General features: G+C 60.2%; 21 protein-coding genes. 2 read left to right on the top strand and 19 right to left on the bottom strand.

The features are described 5' to 3' along the window. Positions 1-14: 14 nt before the first annotated feature. The 18 genes from AC1DNI_RS03430 to AC1DNI_RS03345 form a co-directional block, all read right to left on the bottom strand. Complete coding sequence (locus AC1DNI_RS03430) at positions 15-497, bottom strand: tripartite tricarboxylate transporter TctB family protein (RefSeq protein ID WP_477690826.1); 483 nt, start codon at positions 495-497, stop codon at positions 15-17. Further along, a complete protein-coding gene (locus AC1DNI_RS03425) occupies positions 494-1,444 on the bottom strand; it encodes a Bug family tripartite tricarboxylate transporter substrate binding protein (RefSeq protein WP_091919954.1) in 951 nt (316 codons plus the stop codon). The genes AC1DNI_RS03430 and AC1DNI_RS03425 overlap by 4 nt, the downstream gene beginning before the upstream one ends. A gap of 257 nt (positions 1,445-1,701) precedes the next feature. Continuing rightward, the gene (trmB, locus tag AC1DNI_RS03420) at positions 1,702-2,400 is read right to left on the bottom strand and encodes a tRNA (guanine(46)-N(7))-methyltransferase TrmB (RefSeq protein ID WP_477690825.1); all 699 of its coding nucleotides are present in this window, start codon (positions 2,398-2,400) and stop codon (positions 1,702-1,704) included. Between the two features lie 19 nt (positions 2,401-2,419). Beyond that, positions 2,420-3,685, bottom strand: a complete 1,266-nt coding sequence (gene metK / locus AC1DNI_RS03415; protein ID WP_477690824.1) for a methionine adenosyltransferase — start codon at positions 3,683-3,685, stop codon at positions 2,420-2,422. A gap of 176 nt (positions 3,686-3,861) precedes the next feature. Beyond that, positions 3,862-4,272, bottom strand: coding sequence for a helix-turn-helix domain-containing protein (locus tag AC1DNI_RS03410; protein WP_027230482.1), 411 nt, complete (start codon positions 4,270-4,272; stop codon positions 3,862-3,864). A 100-nt stretch (positions 4,273-4,372) separates the two neighbouring features. Beyond that, a complete protein-coding gene (lnt, locus tag AC1DNI_RS03405; protein ID WP_477690823.1) occupies positions 4,373-5,962 on the bottom strand; it encodes an apolipoprotein N-acyltransferase in 1,590 nt (529 codons plus the stop codon). 57 nt (positions 5,963-6,019) lie between these two features. Then, positions 6,020-7,105, bottom strand: coding sequence for a hemolysin family protein (locus AC1DNI_RS03400; protein ID WP_091950646.1), 1,086 nt, complete (start codon positions 7,103-7,105; stop codon positions 6,020-6,022). Between the two features lie 5 nt (positions 7,106-7,110). Beyond that, positions 7,111-7,608 (bottom strand): rRNA maturation RNase YbeY, encoded by a 498-nt coding sequence (ybeY, locus tag AC1DNI_RS03395; RefSeq protein ID WP_477690822.1) that lies wholly within the window; start codon positions 7,606-7,608, stop codon positions 7,111-7,113. Between the two features lie 16 nt (positions 7,609-7,624). Continuing rightward, positions 7,625-8,644 carry a PhoH family protein gene (locus AC1DNI_RS03390; RefSeq protein WP_027230486.1) on the bottom strand — a complete coding sequence of 340 codons (1,020 nt, stop codon included), beginning with the start codon at positions 8,642-8,644 and terminating at the stop codon, positions 7,625-7,627. Between the two features lie 27 nt (positions 8,645-8,671). Continuing rightward, complete coding sequence (gene miaB / locus AC1DNI_RS03385; protein ID WP_477690821.1) at positions 8,672-10,111, bottom strand: tRNA (N6-isopentenyl adenosine(37)-C2)-methylthiotransferase MiaB; 1,440 nt, start codon at positions 10,109-10,111, stop codon at positions 8,672-8,674. 11 nt (positions 10,112-10,122) lie between these two features. Further along, positions 10,123-10,968, bottom strand: a complete 846-nt coding sequence (olsA, locus tag AC1DNI_RS03380; RefSeq protein ID WP_477690820.1) for a lyso-ornithine lipid O-acyltransferase — start codon at positions 10,966-10,968, stop codon at positions 10,123-10,125. A 1-nt stretch (position 10,969) separates the two neighbouring features. Beyond that, positions 10,970-11,473 carry a ribosomal protein S18-alanine N-acetyltransferase gene (gene rimI, locus AC1DNI_RS03375; RefSeq protein ID WP_027230489.1) on the bottom strand — a complete coding sequence of 168 codons (504 nt, stop codon included), beginning with the start codon at positions 11,471-11,473 and terminating at the stop codon, positions 10,970-10,972. Continuing rightward, positions 11,470-12,153 carry a tRNA (adenosine(37)-N6)-threonylcarbamoyltransferase complex dimerization subunit type 1 TsaB gene (gene tsaB, locus AC1DNI_RS03370; protein WP_477690819.1) on the bottom strand — a complete coding sequence of 228 codons (684 nt, stop codon included), beginning with the start codon at positions 12,151-12,153 and terminating at the stop codon, positions 11,470-11,472. The genes rimI and tsaB overlap by 4 nt, the downstream gene beginning before the upstream one ends. A gap of 372 nt (positions 12,154-12,525) precedes the next feature. Next, positions 12,526-12,729, bottom strand: coding sequence for a type II toxin-antitoxin system VapB family antitoxin (locus AC1DNI_RS03365; RefSeq protein WP_228017173.1), 204 nt, complete (start codon positions 12,727-12,729; stop codon positions 12,526-12,528). A gap of 56 nt (positions 12,730-12,785) precedes the next feature. Continuing rightward, positions 12,786-13,601, bottom strand: a complete 816-nt coding sequence (locus AC1DNI_RS03360; RefSeq protein WP_477690818.1) for a DUF2066 domain-containing protein — start codon at positions 13,599-13,601, stop codon at positions 12,786-12,788. 34 nt (positions 13,602-13,635) lie between these two features. Next, a complete protein-coding gene (locus AC1DNI_RS03355) occupies positions 13,636-14,145 on the bottom strand; it encodes a DUF3859 domain-containing protein (RefSeq protein WP_477690817.1) in 510 nt (169 codons plus the stop codon). A gap of 10 nt (positions 14,146-14,155) precedes the next feature. After that, positions 14,156-16,333 (bottom strand): malate synthase G, encoded by a 2,178-nt coding sequence (locus AC1DNI_RS03350; RefSeq protein ID WP_477690816.1) that lies wholly within the window; start codon positions 16,331-16,333, stop codon positions 14,156-14,158. Positions 16,334-16,434: 101 nt separating this feature from the next. After that, on the bottom strand, positions 16,435-18,453 hold the full coding sequence (locus tag AC1DNI_RS03345) for a hydantoinase/oxoprolinase N-terminal domain-containing protein (protein WP_477690815.1): 2,019 nt from the start codon (positions 18,451-18,453) through the stop codon (positions 16,435-16,437). Between the two features lie 151 nt (positions 18,454-18,604). On the opposite strand from AC1DNI_RS03345, the gene AC1DNI_RS03340 reads away from it, so the two are divergent. Further along, a complete protein-coding gene (locus AC1DNI_RS03340) occupies positions 18,605-19,564 on the top strand; it encodes a cation diffusion facilitator family transporter (protein ID WP_477690814.1) in 960 nt (319 codons plus the stop codon). A 20-nt stretch (positions 19,565-19,584) separates the two neighbouring features. Here AC1DNI_RS03340 and AC1DNI_RS03335 read toward each other — a convergent pair whose 3' ends face one another. Beyond that, positions 19,585-20,814, bottom strand: coding sequence for a DNA recombination protein RmuC (locus AC1DNI_RS03335; RefSeq protein WP_477690813.1), 1,230 nt, complete (start codon positions 20,812-20,814; stop codon positions 19,585-19,587). Between the two features lie 114 nt (positions 20,815-20,928). On the opposite strand from AC1DNI_RS03335, the gene def reads away from it, so the two are divergent. Beyond that, a complete protein-coding gene (gene def / locus AC1DNI_RS03330) occupies positions 20,929-21,459 on the top strand; it encodes a peptide deformylase (RefSeq protein WP_477690812.1) in 531 nt (176 codons plus the stop codon). Positions 21,460-21,465 lie beyond the last annotated feature (6 nt).

Here is a 21,465-nt window from a genome sequence, read left to right as displayed (position 1 = left end):
AGCCGAACCTGCTTCTAAATGAGGCGTTCAAGGGGTCCCGCGGGCAGCGACAATTGCAGTCCCTTGGCGAAGATGACCCAGATAACGAAAGACAGAACAATGCCGATAGGAATGGTGAGCCAAAGCGGTCCGCGCCCGAATCCCCGCGCCGTCGCCGCAAAGAGCAGCCCTGTCGCAATGGCAAATCCGGTAATGTGGAGGAGCAGCATCTGCGCCGCGAGACCGCCAACGATCCAGATGATCGGGCCAACCTTTTGTTCTTCCCGCTCGGGAAAATCACCGCGAACCGCTTCAAATGCCGTCCAGATCGCCAAGACGAAGAGGCACGCGGCGATTGCATAGGGAAATGCTCCCGGACCTATCCGGGTCGCGCTGCCGCCACGAGCGGTGGCGGTGCTGTAGACGATCACAGCCGCAATGATTGCCAGGACGGCTGCGATTACCAGCGCCGCCCGGTCAGGGCGGCGCGTTTCGGTGCTCGGTGGCTGTTGCGTCATTTGACGAGACCAATGTCTTTCAGGATCGTGGAGGTTGCCTCGGTATCCTTCGCCAGCTGCGCCTTGAATGCGTCACCGGCGAGATAGGTGTCAGCCCAGCCCTTGGCCTTCAGCTGCTCCTGCCAGGTCTTCGACTTCACCAGCTTTTCGATATCGGCATTGATCGCAGCTTCCTGTTCGGCCGAGATGCCGGGAGCTGCGGCGACCATGCGCCAGTTCTGGATCGCGACGTCGACGCCGCCTTCCTTGAAGGTCGGCGCATCGATGCCTTCGACCTTCTGTTCGCTGGAAATGCCGATGATGCGCAGCTGACCGGCCTTGATCTGCGATTCAAATTCGCCGTAGCCGGAAATACCAACGGTTACCTGGCCGCCAAGAATCGCTGCCAAGGCTTCACCGCCACCGGAGAATGCGATGTAGTTGACCTTGGTCGGATCGACACCGGCCGCCTTGGCGATGAGGCCTGCGGTGATGTGGTCGGTACCGCCGGCCGAGCCGCCGCCCCATGATACTGAGCCGGGGTCAGCCTTGAGCTTGGCAACGAGATCGGCCATCGACTTGATGGGCGATGCCGCCGGCACAACCAGCGCCTCATATTCGCCGGTCAGGCGGGCGATTGGCGTCACCTGGTCGAGCGTAACGGGCGAAGCATTGGTGAGGATCGCGCCCACCATGACGTAGCCGCCGACGATCAGCTGCGAAGGATCACCCTTGGCCGAATTTGCGAACTGTGCGAGGCCAATCGTGCCGCCCGCGCCCGGGACATTCACGACCTGAACGCTGCCGGAAATCTTCTCGTCCTGCAGGGCCGTCTGCAAGGTGCGCGCGGTCTGGTCCCAACCACCGCCCGGCGCTGCCGGCGCCATGATCTTGTAGTCGGCCGCAAAGGCCTGACCGGAAAGCGCCAGCGCCCCGGCTGCAACAAAAGCGAGCAATATCTTACGCATTATGTAGTTCCTCCCATGACGGCCATCAGCCATCTGCGCCTATCGATTTCGAGGTCGCGGGAAGATATCGACAATCGAGCCCCTGAATTGACGGTCAGTCAAATCCAAACGCTCAACAATAAAAGCTGACAGCCTCCCAGCGGTCTCCTCACCGTCAAAATGATACTAGAAAACTGTCAGGAAGCTGTCACGCGAAATGGCGGCCGGTCGGCGGATCAGGGCGTTTCTTGCCTGAACAGAACCGTTGACGGCCTGCTCTAGACCCGGACGAATGTCAGATAGGCGCCGATGCGGCCCTCGCGATGCGCTTTCTGCTCGTAACGCGTGCCCGGCCAGGCCTCGTAGGGCGTATGCCAGTCGGCCGCGGTTTCCGCCTGCCAATCGAACCCGCCATGGGCCTGGCAATGCTGCAATGTCCAATTGACGTAGGTATCTATGTCGGAGGCGAAGCGAAATTTGCTGCCTGGCTTCAGGACCCGGGCAAAGCGGTCGAGGTTTTTCTGGCTGACGAAACGCCGCTTCCAGTGCTTCTTCTTTGGCCATGGATCGGGGTAGAAGAGGTCGATGCCGTCGAGGGATGCCTCCGGCAGCCAGTCGAGCACTTGCGTCGCGTCGTCATCATAGAGGCGGATGTTCCGCAACGGTTCGTCATGGAGATCGACCACAAGCTTCGCCATACTGTTGACAAAGGGCTCGACGCCGATGAATCCCGCCTTCGGATGCCTTGCTGCTTCGTGCAGCAGATGTTCGCCGCCACCAAAGCCAATTTCCATCCGCACTGCGTCGACCTCCGCAGTAAACAGCGTGCGGAGGTCGTCAGGTGCAGGTGAACCAAGATCGAGTTTCAGGAGCGGCAGCAACTCGTCGCGAATGGCTCGCTGCATCGGGCGAAGCGTCTTGCCGGCTCTTCTGCCGAAGAATGCCTCAGTTGAACGTTCTCGCCTTGGCTCGGTCATGGTAGGCAATGCTGGCCGCTCAGACGGCCAGTGCTGACTTCAATTGCTTGGCGAGATCGGTCTTCTCCCAGGAGAAGGACCCATCGCGGCCGGGCTTACGACCGAAATGACCGTATGCCGAAGTCTTGGCATAGATCGGCTTGTTGAGGTCGAGGTGCTTGCGGATACCCGACGGCGAAAGGTCCATGACCTTGCGCAGCGCTTCCTCAACCGCATCTTCCTTTACCTTGCCAGTACCGTGCAGATCGACATAGATCGACAGCGGCTGCGCCACGCCGATAGCGTAGGAAAGCTGGATCGTGCAGCGATCGGCAAAGCCGGCAGCGACGACATTCTTGGCCAGATAGCGGGCTGCATAGGCAGCGGAACGGTCGACCTTGGTCGTGTCCTTGCCCGAGAAAGCGCCGCCGCCATGCGGCGCAGCACCGCCATAGGTGTCGACGATGATCTTGCGGCCGGTCAGCCCAGCGTCGCCATCGGGACCGCCGATGACGAACTTGCCCGTCGGGTTGATGTACCAGGCGCAATCATCGGCGATCTTGAGATCACCCAGCGCTTCACGGATGTAGGGCTCGACGACCTTGCGAACCTTTTTCGAGTCCCAGCTTTCATCAAGATGCTGGGTCGAGAGCACGATCTGCGTCGTCTCGGCGGCAACGCCGTCGATATAACGCACGGTCACCTGGCTTTTCGCATCCGGGCCGAGCTTGGCGGCATCGCCTTCACCCTTATGACGGGCAGCGGCAAGAATCTCGAGGATCTTGTGGGAATAATAGATCGGAGCCGGCATCAGGTCAGGGGTCTCGCGGCAGGCGTAGCCGAACATGATACCCTGGTCGCCAGCGCCCTCTTCGCCCTGGCGGTCGGATGCATTGTCCACGCCCTGGGCAATGTCGGCGGACTGCGGATGCAAGAGGACGTCAATCTTCGCCGTCCTCCAGTTGAAACCGTCCTGCTCGTAGCCGATGTCGCGGATGGCGCGGCGTGCTGCCGCGCGGAAGCGGGACGGATTGATGACAGGATGCCCCTTGGCGTCCTTTACCACTGCGCCGCTCTTGTCTTTCTTCAACAGCGTGTCCGGAACACGTACTTCACCGGCAATGACCACGCGATTGGTGGTTGCCAGGGTCTCGCAAGCAATTCGCACAGTCCACGGGTCAACGCCCGTCTTCTTTGCCTCTTTATAGATCATGTCGACGATTTCGTCGGAGATGCGGTCACAGACCTTGTCTGGATGTCCTTCCGATACGGACTCACTGGTAAAAAGATAAGAACTGCGTGTCACGGGGAACCCCTCTTGAAAGCAAACGAAAGCCCACCAGACCAAGTCCAGTCTGGGCCGCATAGTCTTTGCCAAGCCAAAGTGGATCAGTCAATTGCTTTCATTTTCAAACATTCGGGGGACCGGGAATTTTTTTCCCGCCCCCTCCCGCCCCCAAAAGGCGTAATGCGTCGATGAAATCAATCTTCCTCTAGGCCGAGTGTGCGCACGAGATCGAGAATTTTGCGCCTGACCTTGGCATCGGTGATCTTGGCGAAGGCCCGCGCAAGCTGAATCCCTTCAGAACTGTTCAGCAGGCCGACCACATAGGTCGTCTCGCTCTCCTCGTCGAACCCCTTGGGCTTGTCATCCTGCCCGGGCATGTCGTCGAAGAAAAACGTTACGGGAACGTTGAGGACGTTGCCGATCGCCTGCAACCTGCTGGCACCGACGCGGTTCATCCCCTTCTCGTATTTCTGAATTTGCTGAAAGGTTATTCCGAGGCTGTCGCCAAGCTTTTCCTGGCTCAAACCGATCATATTGCGACGCAATCGAATCCTTGCGCCAACATGTACATCTACCGGATTTGGTCTCTTCTTATTATCAGACATGAAAATCTCATTCGTATTTAAATTGAACTAAAAAAGAATTTTATCACTAATGTATCAACGCACCAAATGGCGCATCATTGACAGGACAGGGCTTAAAATGTCAACCAATCCTTGTCCTCTGGCGCGAAAAATACGCCAGCGTTGCAAGCAAAGCAAGCCCCAGCACAATCGGAAATTGCAGCTTGCGAGCGCGCTCACCAAGCGGTAGCGCGACCTTTGACGGGAGGATCGAATCCGCCACACCCACGGCATCCAGCGCCAACCCGTCGATAATGCGGCCATAGGGGTCGACGGTCGCCGAAAGCCCGTTATTCGCCGCCCGGATCATCGGCAATCCCTGTTCCACTGCGCGCAATTGCGCCTGGCGAAAATGCTGGTAGGGGCCGGGCGTATCGCCATACCAGGCGTCGTTGGTGACATTGACGATCGCGTCGGCGCGCGGGCCGTCATAGCCCATTTCGGCCGGGAAGATCGCTTCATAGCAAACGAGCGGCAGGATTTGGAAACCGTCCTTCACGGCCAGCGAGCGACGGCTCGAGGCAGCGCTAAAGCCGCCCGGAAGTTCCACGACTTCACTCACGCCCAGCCTGCGCAGTACGTTCTCCATCGGCACATACTCGCCGAAAGGCACGAGATGGACCTTGTCGGCGGCGCCAATGATTTCACCATCGCTGTTGATGGCGTAGATCGCGTTATAATAGAGGGGGTCTACCCCTTCTCCCCTACTCTCCATGCGGACCGCTCCGGCAAGCAGGATCTGGCCGTCGTCGAGCTTGTCGGCAATCGCACCGAGCACTTCCGGCGACTGCGGCAGGACGTATGGAACAGCGGTTTCCGGCCAGACAATGATCTGCGGCTTCGCCTTGCCGTCCTTCGGCGCTTGCGCCGTCAGGGCAAGGTGCTGGTCGAAGATACTGCGCCGCGCGTCATCGTCCCATTTCAGATCCTGCTCGATCGAAGGTTGGACGATACGCACGAGCGGCCCTTTTGCATCTACGGTCGCTGTCGACAGCCGCCAGGCGCCATAGCCCACATGCGCGGCAACGAGGAGAAGTGCGAGCCCCAGTCCGGTCTTCAGGTCGCGGCGGCCGGAAAGCAGAGCCGGCATGGCGAAGACGATCACGGCAAGCACGTTCATTGCAAGAAGGCCGACGATCACCGACGACTGCATGAGCAGTGGTACGGGCATCGCCGCGTAGCCTATGGCGTTCCAGGGGAATCCGGTGAGCACAAACGAGCGCAGCCACTCGGCAATGCCAAATCCGACGGCCAGCGCAAAAATTCGCCCTAGTCCGTCGCTCCACAACAGCCGGGCGATCGCGGCGGCAAGGGCATAGAAGATCGCGAGAACCGCAGGCAGGCCGAGAAGGGCGAGAGGCACGGCCCAGGCGAAATTCTCCGCATCGACAAGGAGCGCGTTCCCGATCCACCAGAGGCCAAGCACAAAATAGCCGAAGCCGAACCACCAGCCGACCATGGCAGCCGGGAGCAGGCGGCGAATGGGGCCGGCGTCAGCATTGTCGACAGCGCCATCGATCAGCCAGACCAATACGGGAAACGAAATGAGGCAGACCGCAAAGAAGTCATAGGGCGGCAAGGCAAAGCTTGCGAGCCCGCCCATGAGAAACGCCAGCAGGACACGCTTCCAGCCCGACAGCAGAATGATTGTTCCGGCCAGACGCTCGATCATGCCTTGCCCCACGACTTCCGATTCGACGTCAGTCTTAAAAGGTGAGGCTTGCGTCAATCATTCGTCCGTTTCTGCGGGTTGGTCTGCTGCATCCTGCCGTACGGTGCGCGGTCGGCGGTCCGCGTGGCGCAGGGGCACGATGCGCACCTTGCGAATGCGGCGCGGATCGGCCTCAAGCACATGGAATTCATAATCGGGGACGGCCTGCAGCATCTCGCCGCGAACCGGGATGCGGCCGAGGATCGAGAAGATCAAGCCGCCGACCGTATCGACGTCCTCACCGTGCTCGCCGACGACAAAAGCAGGCCCTATTTTCTGCGACACTTCATCGAGGTCGGCGCGTGCATCGGCAACGAAAACACCTTCTGGCTCCTCGACGATCATCACCTCGTCGTCGTCGTGCTCGTCCTCGATATTGCCGACCACCATCTCGACGATGTCCTCGAGCGATACCAGCCCATCGGTGCCGCCATACTCATCGATGACGAGTGCGATCTGAATACGCTGCGCCTGCATGCGTGCCATCAAGTCGTTGGCAAGCATGGACGGCGGAACGAAGAGAATTGGCCGCATCAGGCTGAGGTCTGCAATCGTCTTGCCAAGATCGACATGGGACAGATCAAGCTTCGCCGACACGGGCGGTTTAGCGCGAGCGGCACCACGCCGCGGCGCCTTTACGCGCGAACTCCGGGTTATGTGATTCACCACGTCGCGGATATGGACCATGCCGCGCGGGTCATCGAGCGTTTCGGAAAAGACCGGCATACGCGAATGGCCGGATTTCTCGAACACTTCGAGGAGATCGCCGAGAGTCGTTGATATATCGACTGCCTCAATATCGGCGCGGGGGATCATCACGTCCTCGACGCGCAATTCGCGCAGCCGCAGGATATTGTGCAGCATGGCGCGTTCTTCCGGCGAAAACGCCGTGTCGCCGCTATGATCTTCCGCCAGCGCCGCGTCGAGATCTTCTCGCAAGGTCGTGCCCGGGCGGGCGCGCAGGAAAGGAAATATGGTTGAAAGGAGCGAGCGCTTTTCTGGGCCTTGCGCTCTGGTGCTACTTTGCCCTTCGGCATCACTCTCCTGCCCCGTAACCCCTCGTGCAGGCGCGGCAGGATCGTTCTGGTGCGACGTGTCAGACATGGTCCTCAATCGGATTGATCGTCAATGACGGATAGCGCATATGGGTCCGGGATTGCAAGACGCGCCAGAATTTTGCGCTCCAATCCCTCCATTTCCTCGGCTTCCGCATCGGAGAGGTGATCATACCCCAGGAGATGCAGAAATCCATGCACGACAAGATGGGTCAGATGGTGGTCGAAAGACTTTTCCTCATCGGAGGCTTCCCGCGCCACGGTTTCGCGGGCAATGACGATATCGCCAAGCATAGGCCCGGGCTTCTGTCCCGGTTTGAGGGTGAATGCCGGAAACGACAGCACGTTGGTCGGCTTGTCCTTGTCCCGCCAGTCGCTGTTCAGTTCCCTGATCGCGGCGTCGTCGGTAAAGACAAGGCTGAGTTCGCTCACCGGCTGCTCGCCGCCGTCAAGCTCGTCCCAGGCGGCCGCGATGGCGCTTGCCGATAATCGGCGAAGGCTGGACTCGTCGGCCCAGCCTTCCGTTTCCACCAATATGTCGATATCGATCACGATTGTGTCGCCAAGCTCAGGGCTTCGCGCCTTCCTTGTCGTAGGCCCGTACGATTGCCGCAACCAGCGGATGGCGCACCACGTCGACATCCGTAAAGCGAACGGTCACGATGCCGCTGACGCCGTCGAGGATACGCAAGGCTTCCACGAGACCCGACTTCTGGCCGGGCGGCAGATCGATCTGGCTTGGATCTCCAGTGATGATCATGCGGGCATTTTCACCAAGGCGCGTCAGAAACATCTTCATCTGCATCGATGTCGTATTCTGCGCTTCATCGAGAATGATGGCAGAATGGCCAAGCGTGCGCCCGCGCATGAAGGCGAGCGGGGCGATTTCGATGACCCCGGCGGCGATGGCCCGCTCGACCTTGTCGGCCGGCATCATGTCATAGAGCGCATCGTAGAGCGGGCGCAGATAGGGATCGACTTTTTCCTTCATGTCGCCGGGCAGGAAGCCGAGACGTTCGCCCGCTTCGACTGCCGGACGCGAAAGAATAATGCGGTCGACAAGGCCGCGCTCAAGCAGCATCGCGGCATGGGCGACGGCAAGATAGGTCTTGCCCGTGCCCGCCGGCCCGACGCCGAAGACCAGTTCAGACCGGTCGAGCGCGCGCATATAGGCGTCCTGCGTCGGCGTGCGCGCGAAAATCGTCTTCTTGCGGGTCGATATCTGGGCAGCAGCCATCTTGCTTTTGTTTTCCATGGTCGGGAGCGTCAACTGATCGTCGGCGGCGATCGCCATGCGCAGCGCGCCATCGACATCGGAAGCAGAAATATCATGTCCCTTCTGCAATTGCTCGTAGAGATGGTCCAGCGTCCGGCGCGCCTGCTCGGTTGCGGTGGGCTCACCGCGAATGGCAAGCTGGTTGCCTTTCGAGCGGACATCGACGCCAAGCTTTTGTTCTATACGGGCGAGATTTTCATCGAATTGACCGAAAAGCGCACTTGCCAACCGGTTATTGTCGAATGTCAGTACGATATGGGCCAGATCCGAGGCCCCTGAGGGAGCGGGTTTCAGCTTTTCGGTGGCGTTCAAACGGCTCTCCTAAAGAAGTGTTCAGCCCTATATAGTCCCATTCCTCTGCGAGTTCATCTCCCGCACGCCAATCAGGCTGTTCGTGCCCGTGTCGATGATTCGTACATTGATAATGTCGCCGATTCGACCGCCGTGTACATCGATAATTACAGGTTGTAACCAGGGAGATCGTCCGACCATCTGTCCAGGCAAGCGGCCAGCCTTTTCGATCAGAACATTCATGTTTTTGCCGATGAGGCTGCGCTGAAAGGCATATTGCTGTTCCGTGAGGAGGTTCTGCAACCGCTGCAACCGTTCATCCTTGACGCTTTCCTCGACGTGATCCTCCATGTCGGCGCCGGGAGTGCCGGGGCGCGGCGAATATTTGAACGAATAGGCGGCAGCGTATGTCACGTCGCGTACGATCTGCATCGTCGCCTCGAAATCTTCTTCGGTCTCCCCGGGGAAGCCGACGATGAAATCGCCCGATAGGGCAATATCCGGCCGTGCCTGGCGGATGCGCTCGATAAGCCGCAAATAGTCCTCGCCCGTGTGCTTGCGGTTCATCGTCTTGAGGATGCGATCTGAGCCCGACTGAACCGGAAGATGCAGATAGGGCATCAGCATATCGAGATCGCGGTGCGCCTCGATCAGGGCACCATCCATGTCGCGCGGGTGGCTGGTGACATAACGCAGGCGGGCAATGCCGGGGATTTCGGCAAGGCGGTAGAGAAGTTCGCCAAGTCCCCATTCGCGCCCGTCGGCGCCTTCGCCGTGCCAGGCATTCACATTTTGCCCGAGGAGCGTCAGTTCGCGCACGCCCGCATCGGCAAGTTTCTCGGCTTCCTTCACAATCTGGGCGACGGGCCGCGACACTTCCGAGCCGCGCGTATAGGGCACGACGCAGAAGGTACAGAACTTGTCGCAACCTTCCTGGACCGTGAGGAAAGCGGTGACGCCGCGGCTCCGGGTCTGCTCCTTGGGCGGCGCCGGCAAGTGGTCGAACTTGTCCTCGATCGCGTATTCGGTCTCGACGACGCGCTCGCCCTGGCGCACCCGCGCCAGCGCCTGCGGCAGCCGGTGATAGGTTTGCGGTCCGACCACCAGATCGACGACCGGTGCACGGCGGGTGATTTCGTTGCCCTCCGCCTGCGCGACGCATCCCGCGACCCCGACGGTCAATTCGCGGCCTTCCCTGGCGCGTGCATCCTTCATCTTGCGCAGCCGCCCGAGCGCCGAGTAAAGCTTTTCCGAAGCCTTCTCGCGGATGTGGCAGGTGTTGATGAGCACCAGATCGGCGTCTTCGGCGCTGTCGGTCTGGCTATAGCCCTCGGCGGCAAGGCTGTCGGCCATTCGCTGACTGTCGTAGACGTTCATCTGACAGCCATAGGTCTTCACAAAGACCTTGCGCGTGTTCGGCTGCGCCGACGAATGCGTCGTTGCTCCGGAAGCGGTCTCCGGCTCGTGATTGATACTGATATCGTCCATGGGCGAGGCTTCTAGCCGTTTTTGGCCGCCTTGAGAATAGGCTCGGCGTCGCTTTCCGACACGTCGAGGTAGTCGCGTCCCATCAGCGAAGTGTGTACCATGGCGCGCACGCGCTCTTCGGCTGTTCGCGCTAATGCCTTGCGGTCGCTCCTGGCATCGATCACCACCGGCTCGCCGAACCAGACATCGACATCGACCGCGCCTTCCTTCAGAAGGCCTATGAGGCTCGGACCAAGTGCGACATCGCCCGGCCACGCGACGATCGGACGATGGGTGCGGCCCATCGGCATGCCATGGATGCGCGTATAGGCGACGGCTACGGGTTGCACGGTCACGGTTTCGGCATCGGTATCGCGAATTGCCACTTGCGCCGCGCCGAAGAGCGAAGTCTTGAAGGGCAATACGCGGTTGCCATCGGATGTCGTACCCTCGGCGAAAAGCACCATGGCATCGCCCGCGGCAAGGCGCAGCGCGATTTCGCTCGCCTGATGGTGGGTCTTGCCGCGTTTCTCCCGCTCGATGAAGACCGTGCGTTGCAGCTTGGCGAGCATGCCGAAGAGCGGCCACTTCGCTACCTCGGCCTTGGCGATGAAGGCCATCTTGCGCAGCGAGCCGAGAATGACGATATCGGTCCACGAAGTATGATTGGCCGCCAGAAGAAGCGGACGGCCTTTTGCCATATCGCCATGAACATGGATGCGAAAGCCAAGCAGGCGGCATACGATGCGGTGGAACAGCATTGGGGTCCCGGCGCTCGGCCCGACACCTGTCTTCAGAAAGATGAATTGCGCCGGCACCAGCAGAATAATGGCGAGAACGAAGACGGTAGACGTCAGGGCGAAGCGCAACCAAGCCATTTCAACGTCCCGGCTTGAGATCGCGGCGCATCGTCAGGGCCGATGAGCGGCCGCTCGACGTTTCGTAATATCCCGGCCGCTTGCCGACCTGCTTGAACCCGAGGCGGCGGTAAAGTGCAACGGCCGGGCCATTGAGTTCGTCGACTTCAAGAAAAAGCATGCTGGCGCGCGCATTGTGGAGATGGCGGAGGATCGCATCCATCAAGGCATGGCCAAGGCCCCGCCGCTGTGCTGCGGGCGCGACGGCAATCGTCAATATTTCGGCTTCGTCCAGCACCAGGCGCGCGAGAACGAAGCCGCCCGGCTGGGCACGGCGATTGCCCTCCTCGCGGGCGACGAACCCGAACACATTCTCATCGACCAGGAGAGCGTGAAAATCTTCATCGCTCCAGGGCTGACGGAAGGTCAGTCCGTGAATATTCGCGATCGCGGCAGCGTCGGCCCGCGCGAGCGGCTCGATGACGAAACTGCGCGGACGCAGATTGTCGAACGGAAAGCCGATCATTCGGTTACCTTCCTCTGCATGACGAAACCCTGCTGCGGCTTGACGTCGAGCCCGCGCAGATAAAGCGGCTTAGGCGCCTCCGCCGGTGGCTCGCCTGCCGCGCCAAGGCGGGCAAAGGCTTCGATGCTTCCAGTCGCCGCCGTTGTTGCGACATCGAAGGGCTTATCCCGCCCCTCATTGACGAGCAGAGCGCCCGAGCCGGAAAGCACCATGTCACGCCCCGCCAATTCATCCAATATTGCCGGCAAGTCCGTCACGAGCGGTTTGGATATTGCCACCCCGTCTTTGCCGTAGAATTGGGCATAGACCTCGTCGCGCCGGGCATCGATGATCGACAGGACCGGTCTTCCGGGAAACGCACGGGCGCCGTCGAATGCGAGCGCCTGCAAGGTGCTGATGCCGATAACCGGGCATTTAAGCACAAGCGCAAAGCCCCGTGCCGTCGAGACCCCCACCCGAACGCCAGTAAACGAACCGGGGCCGACGCTGACAGCAATCCTGCCGATGTCTGTAAGCTCGACAGCGGCCCTGTGCAAAGTCTGCTCGATTGCGCCCATGAGCCGTTCGGCATGACCTTTGCCGATATCCTCGCTGTTCGAAGCCAGCACCACTCCCGTTTCGACATCGAAAACGGCAACGGAGCACAGATTGGCAGCGGTATCGAGCGCAAGCAATTTCATGCGCCTTCGCCTAAACAAGAATCAACCAGCAAACAAGTGGGCGCGGTGCGTGCATTCCTTCATTCGCTGCGAGGTCAGGTCAGATTTGCGTCCAGCTGCATTTCCACTGCAAGTCTCGCCAAGCGTTTATCTCTTGTCCATATCACGGCTCCGGGCGTCAGCCGCACCGCTGCAAGCAAGTGGGCGTCGACATATCCAACGCCAGGGCCGTAAATTCCTTCTTTTTCGATGAATCCCAGAACCTCCGCGTCATTGGCGATCTCTGCTCGAGGCAGTTCCAGGAGCACGGTTAGTGTCGCTGCTCGGGCCCTCGACTGACCAAGGAGCACGTTCACCAATAATCGGCCCAAATGGACGTGTCGACGAGACACATCAGTCAGGTGAGTGGTCGGGTCGGCGGCGAGGCGTAATATCTAGATCGGGCATGCTTCCGCCGAGGCGAGCAAGGCGTCGCGCGCTTTCCCGCTCAATTAGGGCGCGAAGCGCTTCGCGAACCAAGGCTGACTTCTCATTTAACCCAGTATAGGCTTGGGCTTTTGCAATCAGTTCATCGTCCAAAGCAATTGTGGTTCGCATCGTTGCCTCTAGAAGGCACATTATCAGCATCGAATGATGCCACAAACAATGCCGCGCTACGGCGGCCCGTTCCCTGACAATATCTGCGCTGCGCCGCGCATGCCATTGCGAAACGCATCGTCGAAGCCGACGCCTTTGATCTGCCAGCGGAAGGGCGTGCCACGATAGTCCATACGCCAATCGGCGATCCATCCGAGTGCGGAATCGCTCCAGCGCAGATCGCCGGCAAGCGCGACATCGCCCCCGGCATTGCGCGCCGCGCCATCGAGCGCGGAAAGTTCGGCGCTCGGCAGGGTCTCGACGGTCAGTTCGTACTTTTTGAGTTGCGCAACAGTCGGCAAGGCAACAGGCAAGCCGACCTTCCCGGCGGCCGCTGCCAGCGAACTGCGCATATCCGGTTCCTTCGAACCATCCTCAGCGAGCGCAAAACTTTCCTTTCGTCCGACAACATCGAGAAAGACAACGATACGCGGGCGCGGATCAAGCCAGGCTTTTCGTCCGAGCGAGTGCAACAGCGCATCGATCCTGGCCGGATCGAAACTGACGGTCAGGTCATGCGGGCGGTCATATGTCCCTTGCTCGTCATGGATCGGCACGCCGGACATGCGGTCGCGATACTGATAGGTCGCGACGAACTGCGCCGCTTGCTGTTTCAGCGCCGCGATCTTCGGGTCGCCCATCAGCCTTGGGTCGCCAGAGACCTTGACGAGCACATCCTCGAAAGTCTGCGCAAGCCCGATTGACCGGCCGGCTTCGCCCTGCCCCGAAACGACTGCGCTTGCCTGATAGAGATCGCCGTTGGCGGCCGGCGCCGCACCGCAAGCGAGCATGACCGTCAGGAACAGGCCGATTGGGCTCCACTGGCGAAACATCGCGGCCACCACCCTCCACATTTTCGGCATTCTATCAGGAAATGGGGCAGCTCCCAGTCGAAACGGTGAAGGTCTTCGATGCGAGTTCGATGCCCGCAAGATCCCGCAGCGAGATCGTCCAGCGGCCAGGCACCAGCTCGAAATTTTCTTCAAACACCCAGCCGGCGTAGCGGCGGGCGAGGATGGCACTGTCCGGCCAGCTGCTGTGTTCCATTGCCCGGCCGTCCGGGGTCCTGATGAGCGGATGATCCACAACGACCTTAATCGGAACCACAGACGCCTCGCCCGTATAGGCCGCCCGATAGATAATACCGAAGCTCGTTCCGATACAGGCGTGAATTTCGTTCGCTCGCGTCACATCGACCGGTCCTTCGACGAGGCGGTTGACGCCCGTCGGCGTATCCGGCGAAACCTCGGAACCAACCTCTTTTGCTGCGGTCAGGCCCCAATCGACAATCTCGATGACAGGTTCTTCCGCCGCGCCAACCGGTCCGGCCATCAAAAGGATGGCCCCAGCAAGCAAAGCGCGGCGGAAAGTTTCCATCGTTTCCCGTCTATGCCGCCTTTGCCTTGGCTTTCAGTTCGAGGCGGCGACGATGCAAGACCGGTTCCGTATAGCCGTTCGGCTGTTCGCGGCCCTTGAAGACGAGGTCGCAGGCGGCCTGGAATGCCACGGAGCCATCAAAATCGGCGGCCATCGGCTGATAATGCGGGTCGCCAGCATTTTGTTCATCAACGATCGCGGCCATGCGCTTCAGCGTGTCGAGCACCTGCTTGTCGCTGGCAACCCCGTGGTGCAGCCAGTTGGCGATGTGCTGCGCGGATATGCGCAGCGTCGCACGGTCTTCCATCAGGCCGACATTATTGATGTCAGGCACCTTCGAGCAGCCGACGCCCTGGTCCACCCAGCGCACGACATAGCCGAGGATGCCCTGGGCATTGTTGTCGAGTTCGTGCTGGATGTCTTCCGGCGTCCAGTTCGGTCGCGATGCGACCGGAACCGAGAGGATGTCACTGAGCTTTGCCCGCGCGCGCTGCTTCAGTTTGGCCTGAACCTCGGCCACATTGACCTTGTGATAGTGGGTCGCGTGCAGCGTCGCTGCGGTCGGCGACGGCACCCAGGCGGTATTAGCTCCGGCCTTCGGATGTGCGATCTTCTGCTCGAGCATGGCGGCCATGAGGTCGGGCATGGCCCACATGCCCTTGCCGATCTGCGCATGGCCGGAGAGGCCGCATTCGAGACCGACATCGACGTTCCAGTTCTCATAGGCGCCGATCCACGACGCCTGCTTCATGTCACCCTTGCGGATCATCGGACCCGCCTCCATGGAAGTGTGTATTTCATCGCCGGTGCGGTCGAGGAAACCGGTATTGATGAACACGACGCGTTCCCTGGCAGCGCGGATCGACTCCTTGAGGTTCACCGTAGTGCGACGTTCCTCGTCCATAATGCCCATCTTGATCGTATTCGGTTGAAGGCCAAGCAGCGCTTCGACGCGGCCGAACAATTCCGCCGCAAACGCGACTTCTTCCGGTCCGTGCATCTTCGGCTTGACCACATAGATCGAGCCGGCGCGTGAATTCATGTGGCGACCGTCCTTGCCGATATCATGCAGGGCAGCGAGCGTCGTGATCGCCGCGTCCATGATGCCTTCGGGGACCTCGTTGCCGTCACGGTCGAGGATGGCGGGGTTGGTCATCAGGTGCCCGACATTGCGGACAAGCATCAGCGAGCGGCCCGGCAATGCGAGCTTCTTGCCATCCGGGCCGATATATTCGCGGTCGGGATTGAGCTTGCGTGTAACGGTCTTGCCGCCCTTCTCGAACGTATCGGAAAGGTCGCCGTTCATCAGTCCCAGCCAGTTGCGATAGACGACGACCTTATCTTCCGCATCTACAGCGGCGACGGAATCCTCGCAGTCCTGAATTGTCGTTACCGCGGACTCGAGAACCACGTCGGCGATGTGCGCAGGGTCGGTCTTGCCGATGGAATGGTCGGCGTTGATAACGATCTCGACGTGGAGACCATTCTTGACGAGCAACACTGAAGTCGGGTTCGTCGATTCGCCTCGATAGCCCGCGAACTGGGTAGCGTCGACGAGTTGTACCTTTTTGTCCTTTGCCGTCAGCACCAGCTTGCCGCCTTCGATGGCGAGGCCCGTGACATCGGCCCATTGTGCACCCGCCAGCGGGGCGCTTTCATCAAGAAACGCTTTCGCCCATGCGATGACCTTCGCACCGCGCGCCGGATTGAATGCCTTGCCCTTCTCGGCGCCGCCATCGTCGGATATGGCGTCGGTTCCGTAGAGGGCATCATACAGCGAACCCCAACGCGCATTGGCGGCATTGAGGGCGTAGCGCGCATTCATGACGGGTACGACCAGCTGGGGACCGGCAATGACTGCGATTTCCGGATCGACATTATCTGTCGTCACCGTAAAGGCGCCACCTTCCGGCAGGAGGTAGCCGATTTCCTTGAGGAACGCCTCGTATTCTTCCTGGCTGTATCCGCTGTCACGCTTTTCCTTGTAGAAGGCGTCGAGCTTCGCCTGGAATGCATCGCGCTTGGCCAGGAGCTCGCGGTTTTTTGGCGCAAGATCGCTGACGATCTGCGCAAAGCCGGCCCAGAACTTCGCCGCATCGACGCCCGTTCCCGGGATGGCCTCATCGACCACGAAGTCATAGAGCTCCTTCGCTACCTTCAAGCCATTGATTTCGATGCTTTCGCTCATGATCGGTTCCTCGTCTTTACGTGATCCTACCCTTGATCATATAGAAGCATTCCCCGTCAATTCATCAATAGTGCACAGGATTTGTGCCGTAGCGGATAAAATCAAACGTAATGCGCGATTCTGGGCCTGCCGGAAGCTGTGGCGATAAGGACCGCCTCGATGAATTTGCGCTGATCTTCGACTGTCGCGGCGCTGATGTCCCTTGAAACAACGATCTGGCCTTCGTCGGTACCTGCTTGCAGGGCAAGGTCGGAAACTTGTTGGCGCAAGACGGTTTCTGCAAAGGCGATAGCATCCTCCTCGAAGGGCAAATCCTTCAACACTTCGCCGGCCATCACCCGGAATACGCCCTCGGCCGGCTGGCTGACATGCGCTTCCACCGAAACCCGCACCTGACCGACGACGGCCCCGAGCGCATTGGCAACATCCGTATCGGTCGGGACAACGCACTCTGCTCCAAGCATGGCGCCGACCGCGGGGTAATAGACCGGCGCCGAGGCGCCGAGACCAATGATCGGCCGGTCGATGGCGAGTTTGACACCGGCGATGCGCCCGTCGCCCGACAGCGCACGCTGGACAAGTGGGCTCGCAGCCGTCTCCGGGCCGTCAAGCTCGTCTTCGGCAAATGCCGTCTCCAGGACGACCTCGGACGAGCGCCGTATCAGGGCGTCATAGGTGCGATGCGCCACTTCCTCGGGCGTATCGCAGAGGGGCCGTCCGGCGCCATCCTTGCGCCGGGCATAAAGGATCGCACCATAGCGCGCGGCTTCAGCGTTCCAATTGTCCTGCAGGCCGAGCACGTGGCACGCATCCGAAGGCGTAAAGCCGGACACATGAACCAGACCGCGGGCCACGAGGCGATTGACGGTCGCAGCCTGTGAAATCGAAGCGAGAAGCCGGTCGAGCGGCTGCGGCTCGCTGGTTATGCGCTCGTAAAGTTCGGCTTCGCTCTTGCTCAGGCCGGAAGCGAGTTGGGCGGGAACCCCCGTGCGCAGGGCGAAACGGCCGTCGAGCCGCCCGACATTGGCTGCCTTGACCTGACGCTCAAGGTGGGCAAGCACGCTCTCGCCATGGTTGGCAGCAAGCAGCGACAGCGGCACCAGCCTGCGCGGTCCAAGCTTGATGCTTGGTGCCATGGCATTATCGTCGAGCGACACTTCGGAATCGCCACCGAGGCCGAAGGTGCGCATCGCCACGGCTTCCACCATCGTGCGAAATCCGCCAACCGTCGCGCCATTCGGATCGAGCCGTGGACGGCCCTTGTCAAGCACGGCGACGTCCGTCGTCGTGCCGCCAATGTCCGAAACGATGGCGTTGTCGAGTCCGGTCATATGACGCGCCCCGACCAGGCTGGCAGCAGGGCCGGAGAGGATCGTCTCGATCGGACGGTGGCGCGCAAAGGCCGCAGTGACGAGTGCGCCGTCACCACGGACCACCATCAAGGGGGCGTGGATGCCGCTGCGGTCGAGAAACCCTTCCGTCGCTGCCACGAGCCGGTCGATCATGGCGATCAGGCGTGCGTTGAGGACCGTCGTAAGCGCGCGGCGCGGTCCATTCAGCTTGGCGGAGAGTTCATGGCTGCAGGTGACGGGGAGCCCGGTCACGTTGCGGATGAGATCGCGCACGGCAATCTCGTGCTCGGGATTGCGGACCGCAAAATAGGCGCAGATGGCGAATCCCGTCACTTCACGGGCGAGGTTCGGCAGCGCCTCGGAAAGAGCAACCGTATCGAGCAGTTGTGGCCTGCCATAGACATCGTGACCGCCGGGGACAAAGACGACCGGGTCGGAACCAAGCGCGGTCTTGAGGTCCGCCTTTTCGAGATCCGCTTGCGAGAACCCGATCATGACAAGGGCGATGCGGCCCCCCTGCCCTTCGACGAGGGCATTGGTTGCGAGGGTCGTCGACATGGAAACAAGGCGAATATCCGCTGGGCGGATCGCGGTTTCTTCAACGATACGCTCGACGGCGCCGGCAATGCCGACGCTGAGATCATGCCGGGTCGTCAGCGCCTTGGCTTTCGCGATAACGCCATCTCTTTCCGACCACAGCACCGCATCCGTATAGGTGCCGCCGGTGTCGATGCCGAGAAAGATTGCCGTTTCAGTGGTGTCTGCCATGATGTCCTGCCTTGTTCGAGCAGGGTTAGCGCATGACGTCGGCAAGAGCTAGCGTCATTCCGACCAGATGCTGACGCATCGGCGCGGTTGAACGTTTCACGAGGAACCTGTTCAATCAAAAGACGTTTCGTCGGGCAGAAGGGGATAGTCGATGGCATCACAATCGGGAACACATGCCGGTTCGAAAAAAGTGATCTATGCCGCCATCCTTGGCAATCTCCTGATCGCAGCAACAAAATTCATCGCCGCCTTCTTTACCGGCAGTTCCGCCATGCTGTCGGAGGGTGTTCACTCTCTTGTCGACACCGGCAATGGTGCCTTGCTGCTTTATGGCTTGCGCCGTGCGGCGCGACCTGCGGACAAGTCGCATCCTTTCGGGCATGGGCGTGAGCTTTATTTCTGGAGCTTTATCGTGGCGCTCCTGGTTTTCGCCGTCGGCGCCGGCGTTTCCTTCTACGAAGGCGTCATCCACATCATGCGGCCGGAACCAGTTGCCAATCCGATCGTGAACTACGTCGTCATCGGCCTTGCGATGATCTTTGAAGGCGCGTCGTGGTTCGTGGCACTCAAGGAATTCCGGACGATGAAGGGCAAACTCGGCTATGTAGAGGCTGTGCAGGAAAGCAAGGATCCGAGCGTCTTCACGGTGCTGTTCGAGGATACGGCCGCGCTGCTCGGACTGATCATCGCGCTTGTTGCGATTTCGGCGGCGCAGATATTCGACATGCCGGCACTTGATGGCGTGGGCTCCATCGGTATCTCCATCATTCTCGCCGCGACGGCGATATTTCTCGCCCGCGAAAGCAAGGGCCTGCTCATGGGCGAGGCAGCGCTTCCTGAAGTGGAACAGCAGATCCTCCATCTTGCCAACAGGGATCCGGACATCCAGAAGGCAAACGGCGTGTTGACGGTCCATATGGGTCCGAAGCAGATCGTCGCCGGATTGAGCGTCGAGTTCGAAGACCATATCCAGGCTCCGCAGATCGAAGCCTGCGTCGAACGGCTCGAGGCGGTGTTGAAAACCGCCAATCCCGATATCGTCACATTGTTCGTCAAGCCGCAAACGGCACGAACATGGGAAGTTCGGCGCAAGAAGATCGAGGCGGCTTAAGCCGTTACCCCGCCTTTCTTCTATTCCTCGCCATCGACGACACGCAGGCGCAATTGCCCGGTTGACGAAGCGGCGGCGGCACGGTTGGGCTCGGTCTCCTTCGTGGGCGCCTCCGCAAATTCGAGCGCCTCGATCTTCTGGCCGCGCCTCGTGACCTTGCTCGAAGAGACAAGAATGTCATCGATATCCTTGTTCGCCTGGCCGAAATGCGTTTGCAGGCGGCGCACGCGGTCGTCAAGGCGGCCGACATCTTCCATCAGCCGGATCACCTCGCCCTGGATGAGATGCGCCTGTTCGCGCATGCGCACATCCTTGAGGACGGCCTGGATGACCTGGATCGAAAGCATCAGCAGCGAAGGCGAAACGATGACGATGCGCGAGCGATGGGCCTTTTGCACCACACCTTCGAAATTCTCATGAATCTCGGCGAAAATCGATTCCGACGGCACGAAGAGAAACGCCGTATCCTGGGTTTCGCCGTTGATCAGATATTTCTCCGCGACGTCGCGAATGTGAATCTCAACGTCACGGCGGAACTGCCCAAGAGCAACCTTCTTGGCTTCCGGGTTGTCGGCCTGGCGAATGGCGTTCCAGGCTTCCAGCGGAAACTTGGCATCGATCACGAGGTTCGGCGCTCCATTGGGCATGTGGACCACACAGTCGGGCCGGCTGCCATTGGAAAGCGTAGCCTGGAACTCATAGGCGCCCTGCGGAAGGCCGTCGGCGATGATCGCCTCCATGCGCGCCTGCCCGAAAGCGCCGCGGGTCTGCTTGTTGGCGAGAATGGCTTGCAACTGTACGACCTGGCCGGCCAGCGCCTGGATATTGTTCTGCGCCGTATCGATGACCGCGAGCCGCTCCTGCAGCTTCGCAAGATTCTCGTGGGTGGAACGGGTCTGCTCGGTCATGGTCTGCCCGATGCGGCTCGTCATACCGTCAAGGCGTTCGCGGATCGACTGGTTGAGTTCGGCCTGCCGCGAGCCGAAAAGCTCAGCCATCGTCTGCATACGGCCCTGCATTTCCGCCTGGCTCTTGAGAATCTCGCCCATGCGGAACTCGGCGTCGCGGGCGCGGTCCTCGGCCTGGAGTTCGGCAGTCAGCCGTATCTTCGACGAACGCCACAGGACGATAAGCGCGAGCAGCACGGCGCCCCCCGCAACCACAGCCCCGGCAATGAGCGCCGAACCCAGCGAAATTGAGCTCGCACCGAGATGCATAAGTGTTTGATCGAATGAAATTGATGTTTCCATACGAACCAGACTAGCCGATTCGGGCGACAAATGTGAGATCAAAACAAGAACATTTTTGCAAATGGATTTTGCGTCGGATTGACGGTTTATGGATGAACTATTAGGTGATGTTGCATGTCTATCAAACCACTTGTCATTCTTCCTGATCCGCTGCTGCGTCAGGTTTCAAAACCAGTCGAACGCTTCGATGCGGATTTGCGCAAGTTCGCCGCCGATATGCTCGACACCATGTATGACGCACCGGGTATCGGCCTTGCAGCGATCCAGATCGGCGAGCCCCTCCGCATGCTCGTTATCGACCTTGCCAAGGAAGACGAGCCCAAGGCGCCGCAGACGTTCATCAATCCGCGGATTCTCGCATCGAGCGAACAGCGCAATGTCTACGAAGAAGGCTGTCTTTCGATCCCGGACTATTATGCCGAGGTGGAGCGGCCGGCGGAGGTGCGCATTGCCTATTTCGATCTCGACGGCAAGGCGCAGGAAGTAGCCGCCGACGGGCTACTCGCCACCTGCCTCCAGCATGAGATCGACCATCTCAACGGCATCCTGTTCATCGATCATATTTCCCGCCTGAAGCGCGAGATGGTCGTCAAGAAATTCAAGAAGCTCGCCAAGGATCGTCCGCCGAGCCGGCTGGCGGTGTAGGCGATG

This window comes from Phyllobacterium sp. 01N428 (genome assembly GCF_056399405.1).
Note: the sequence above shows the minus strand (reverse complement) of the source record. Positions and strands in the feature narration are given on the sequence as shown.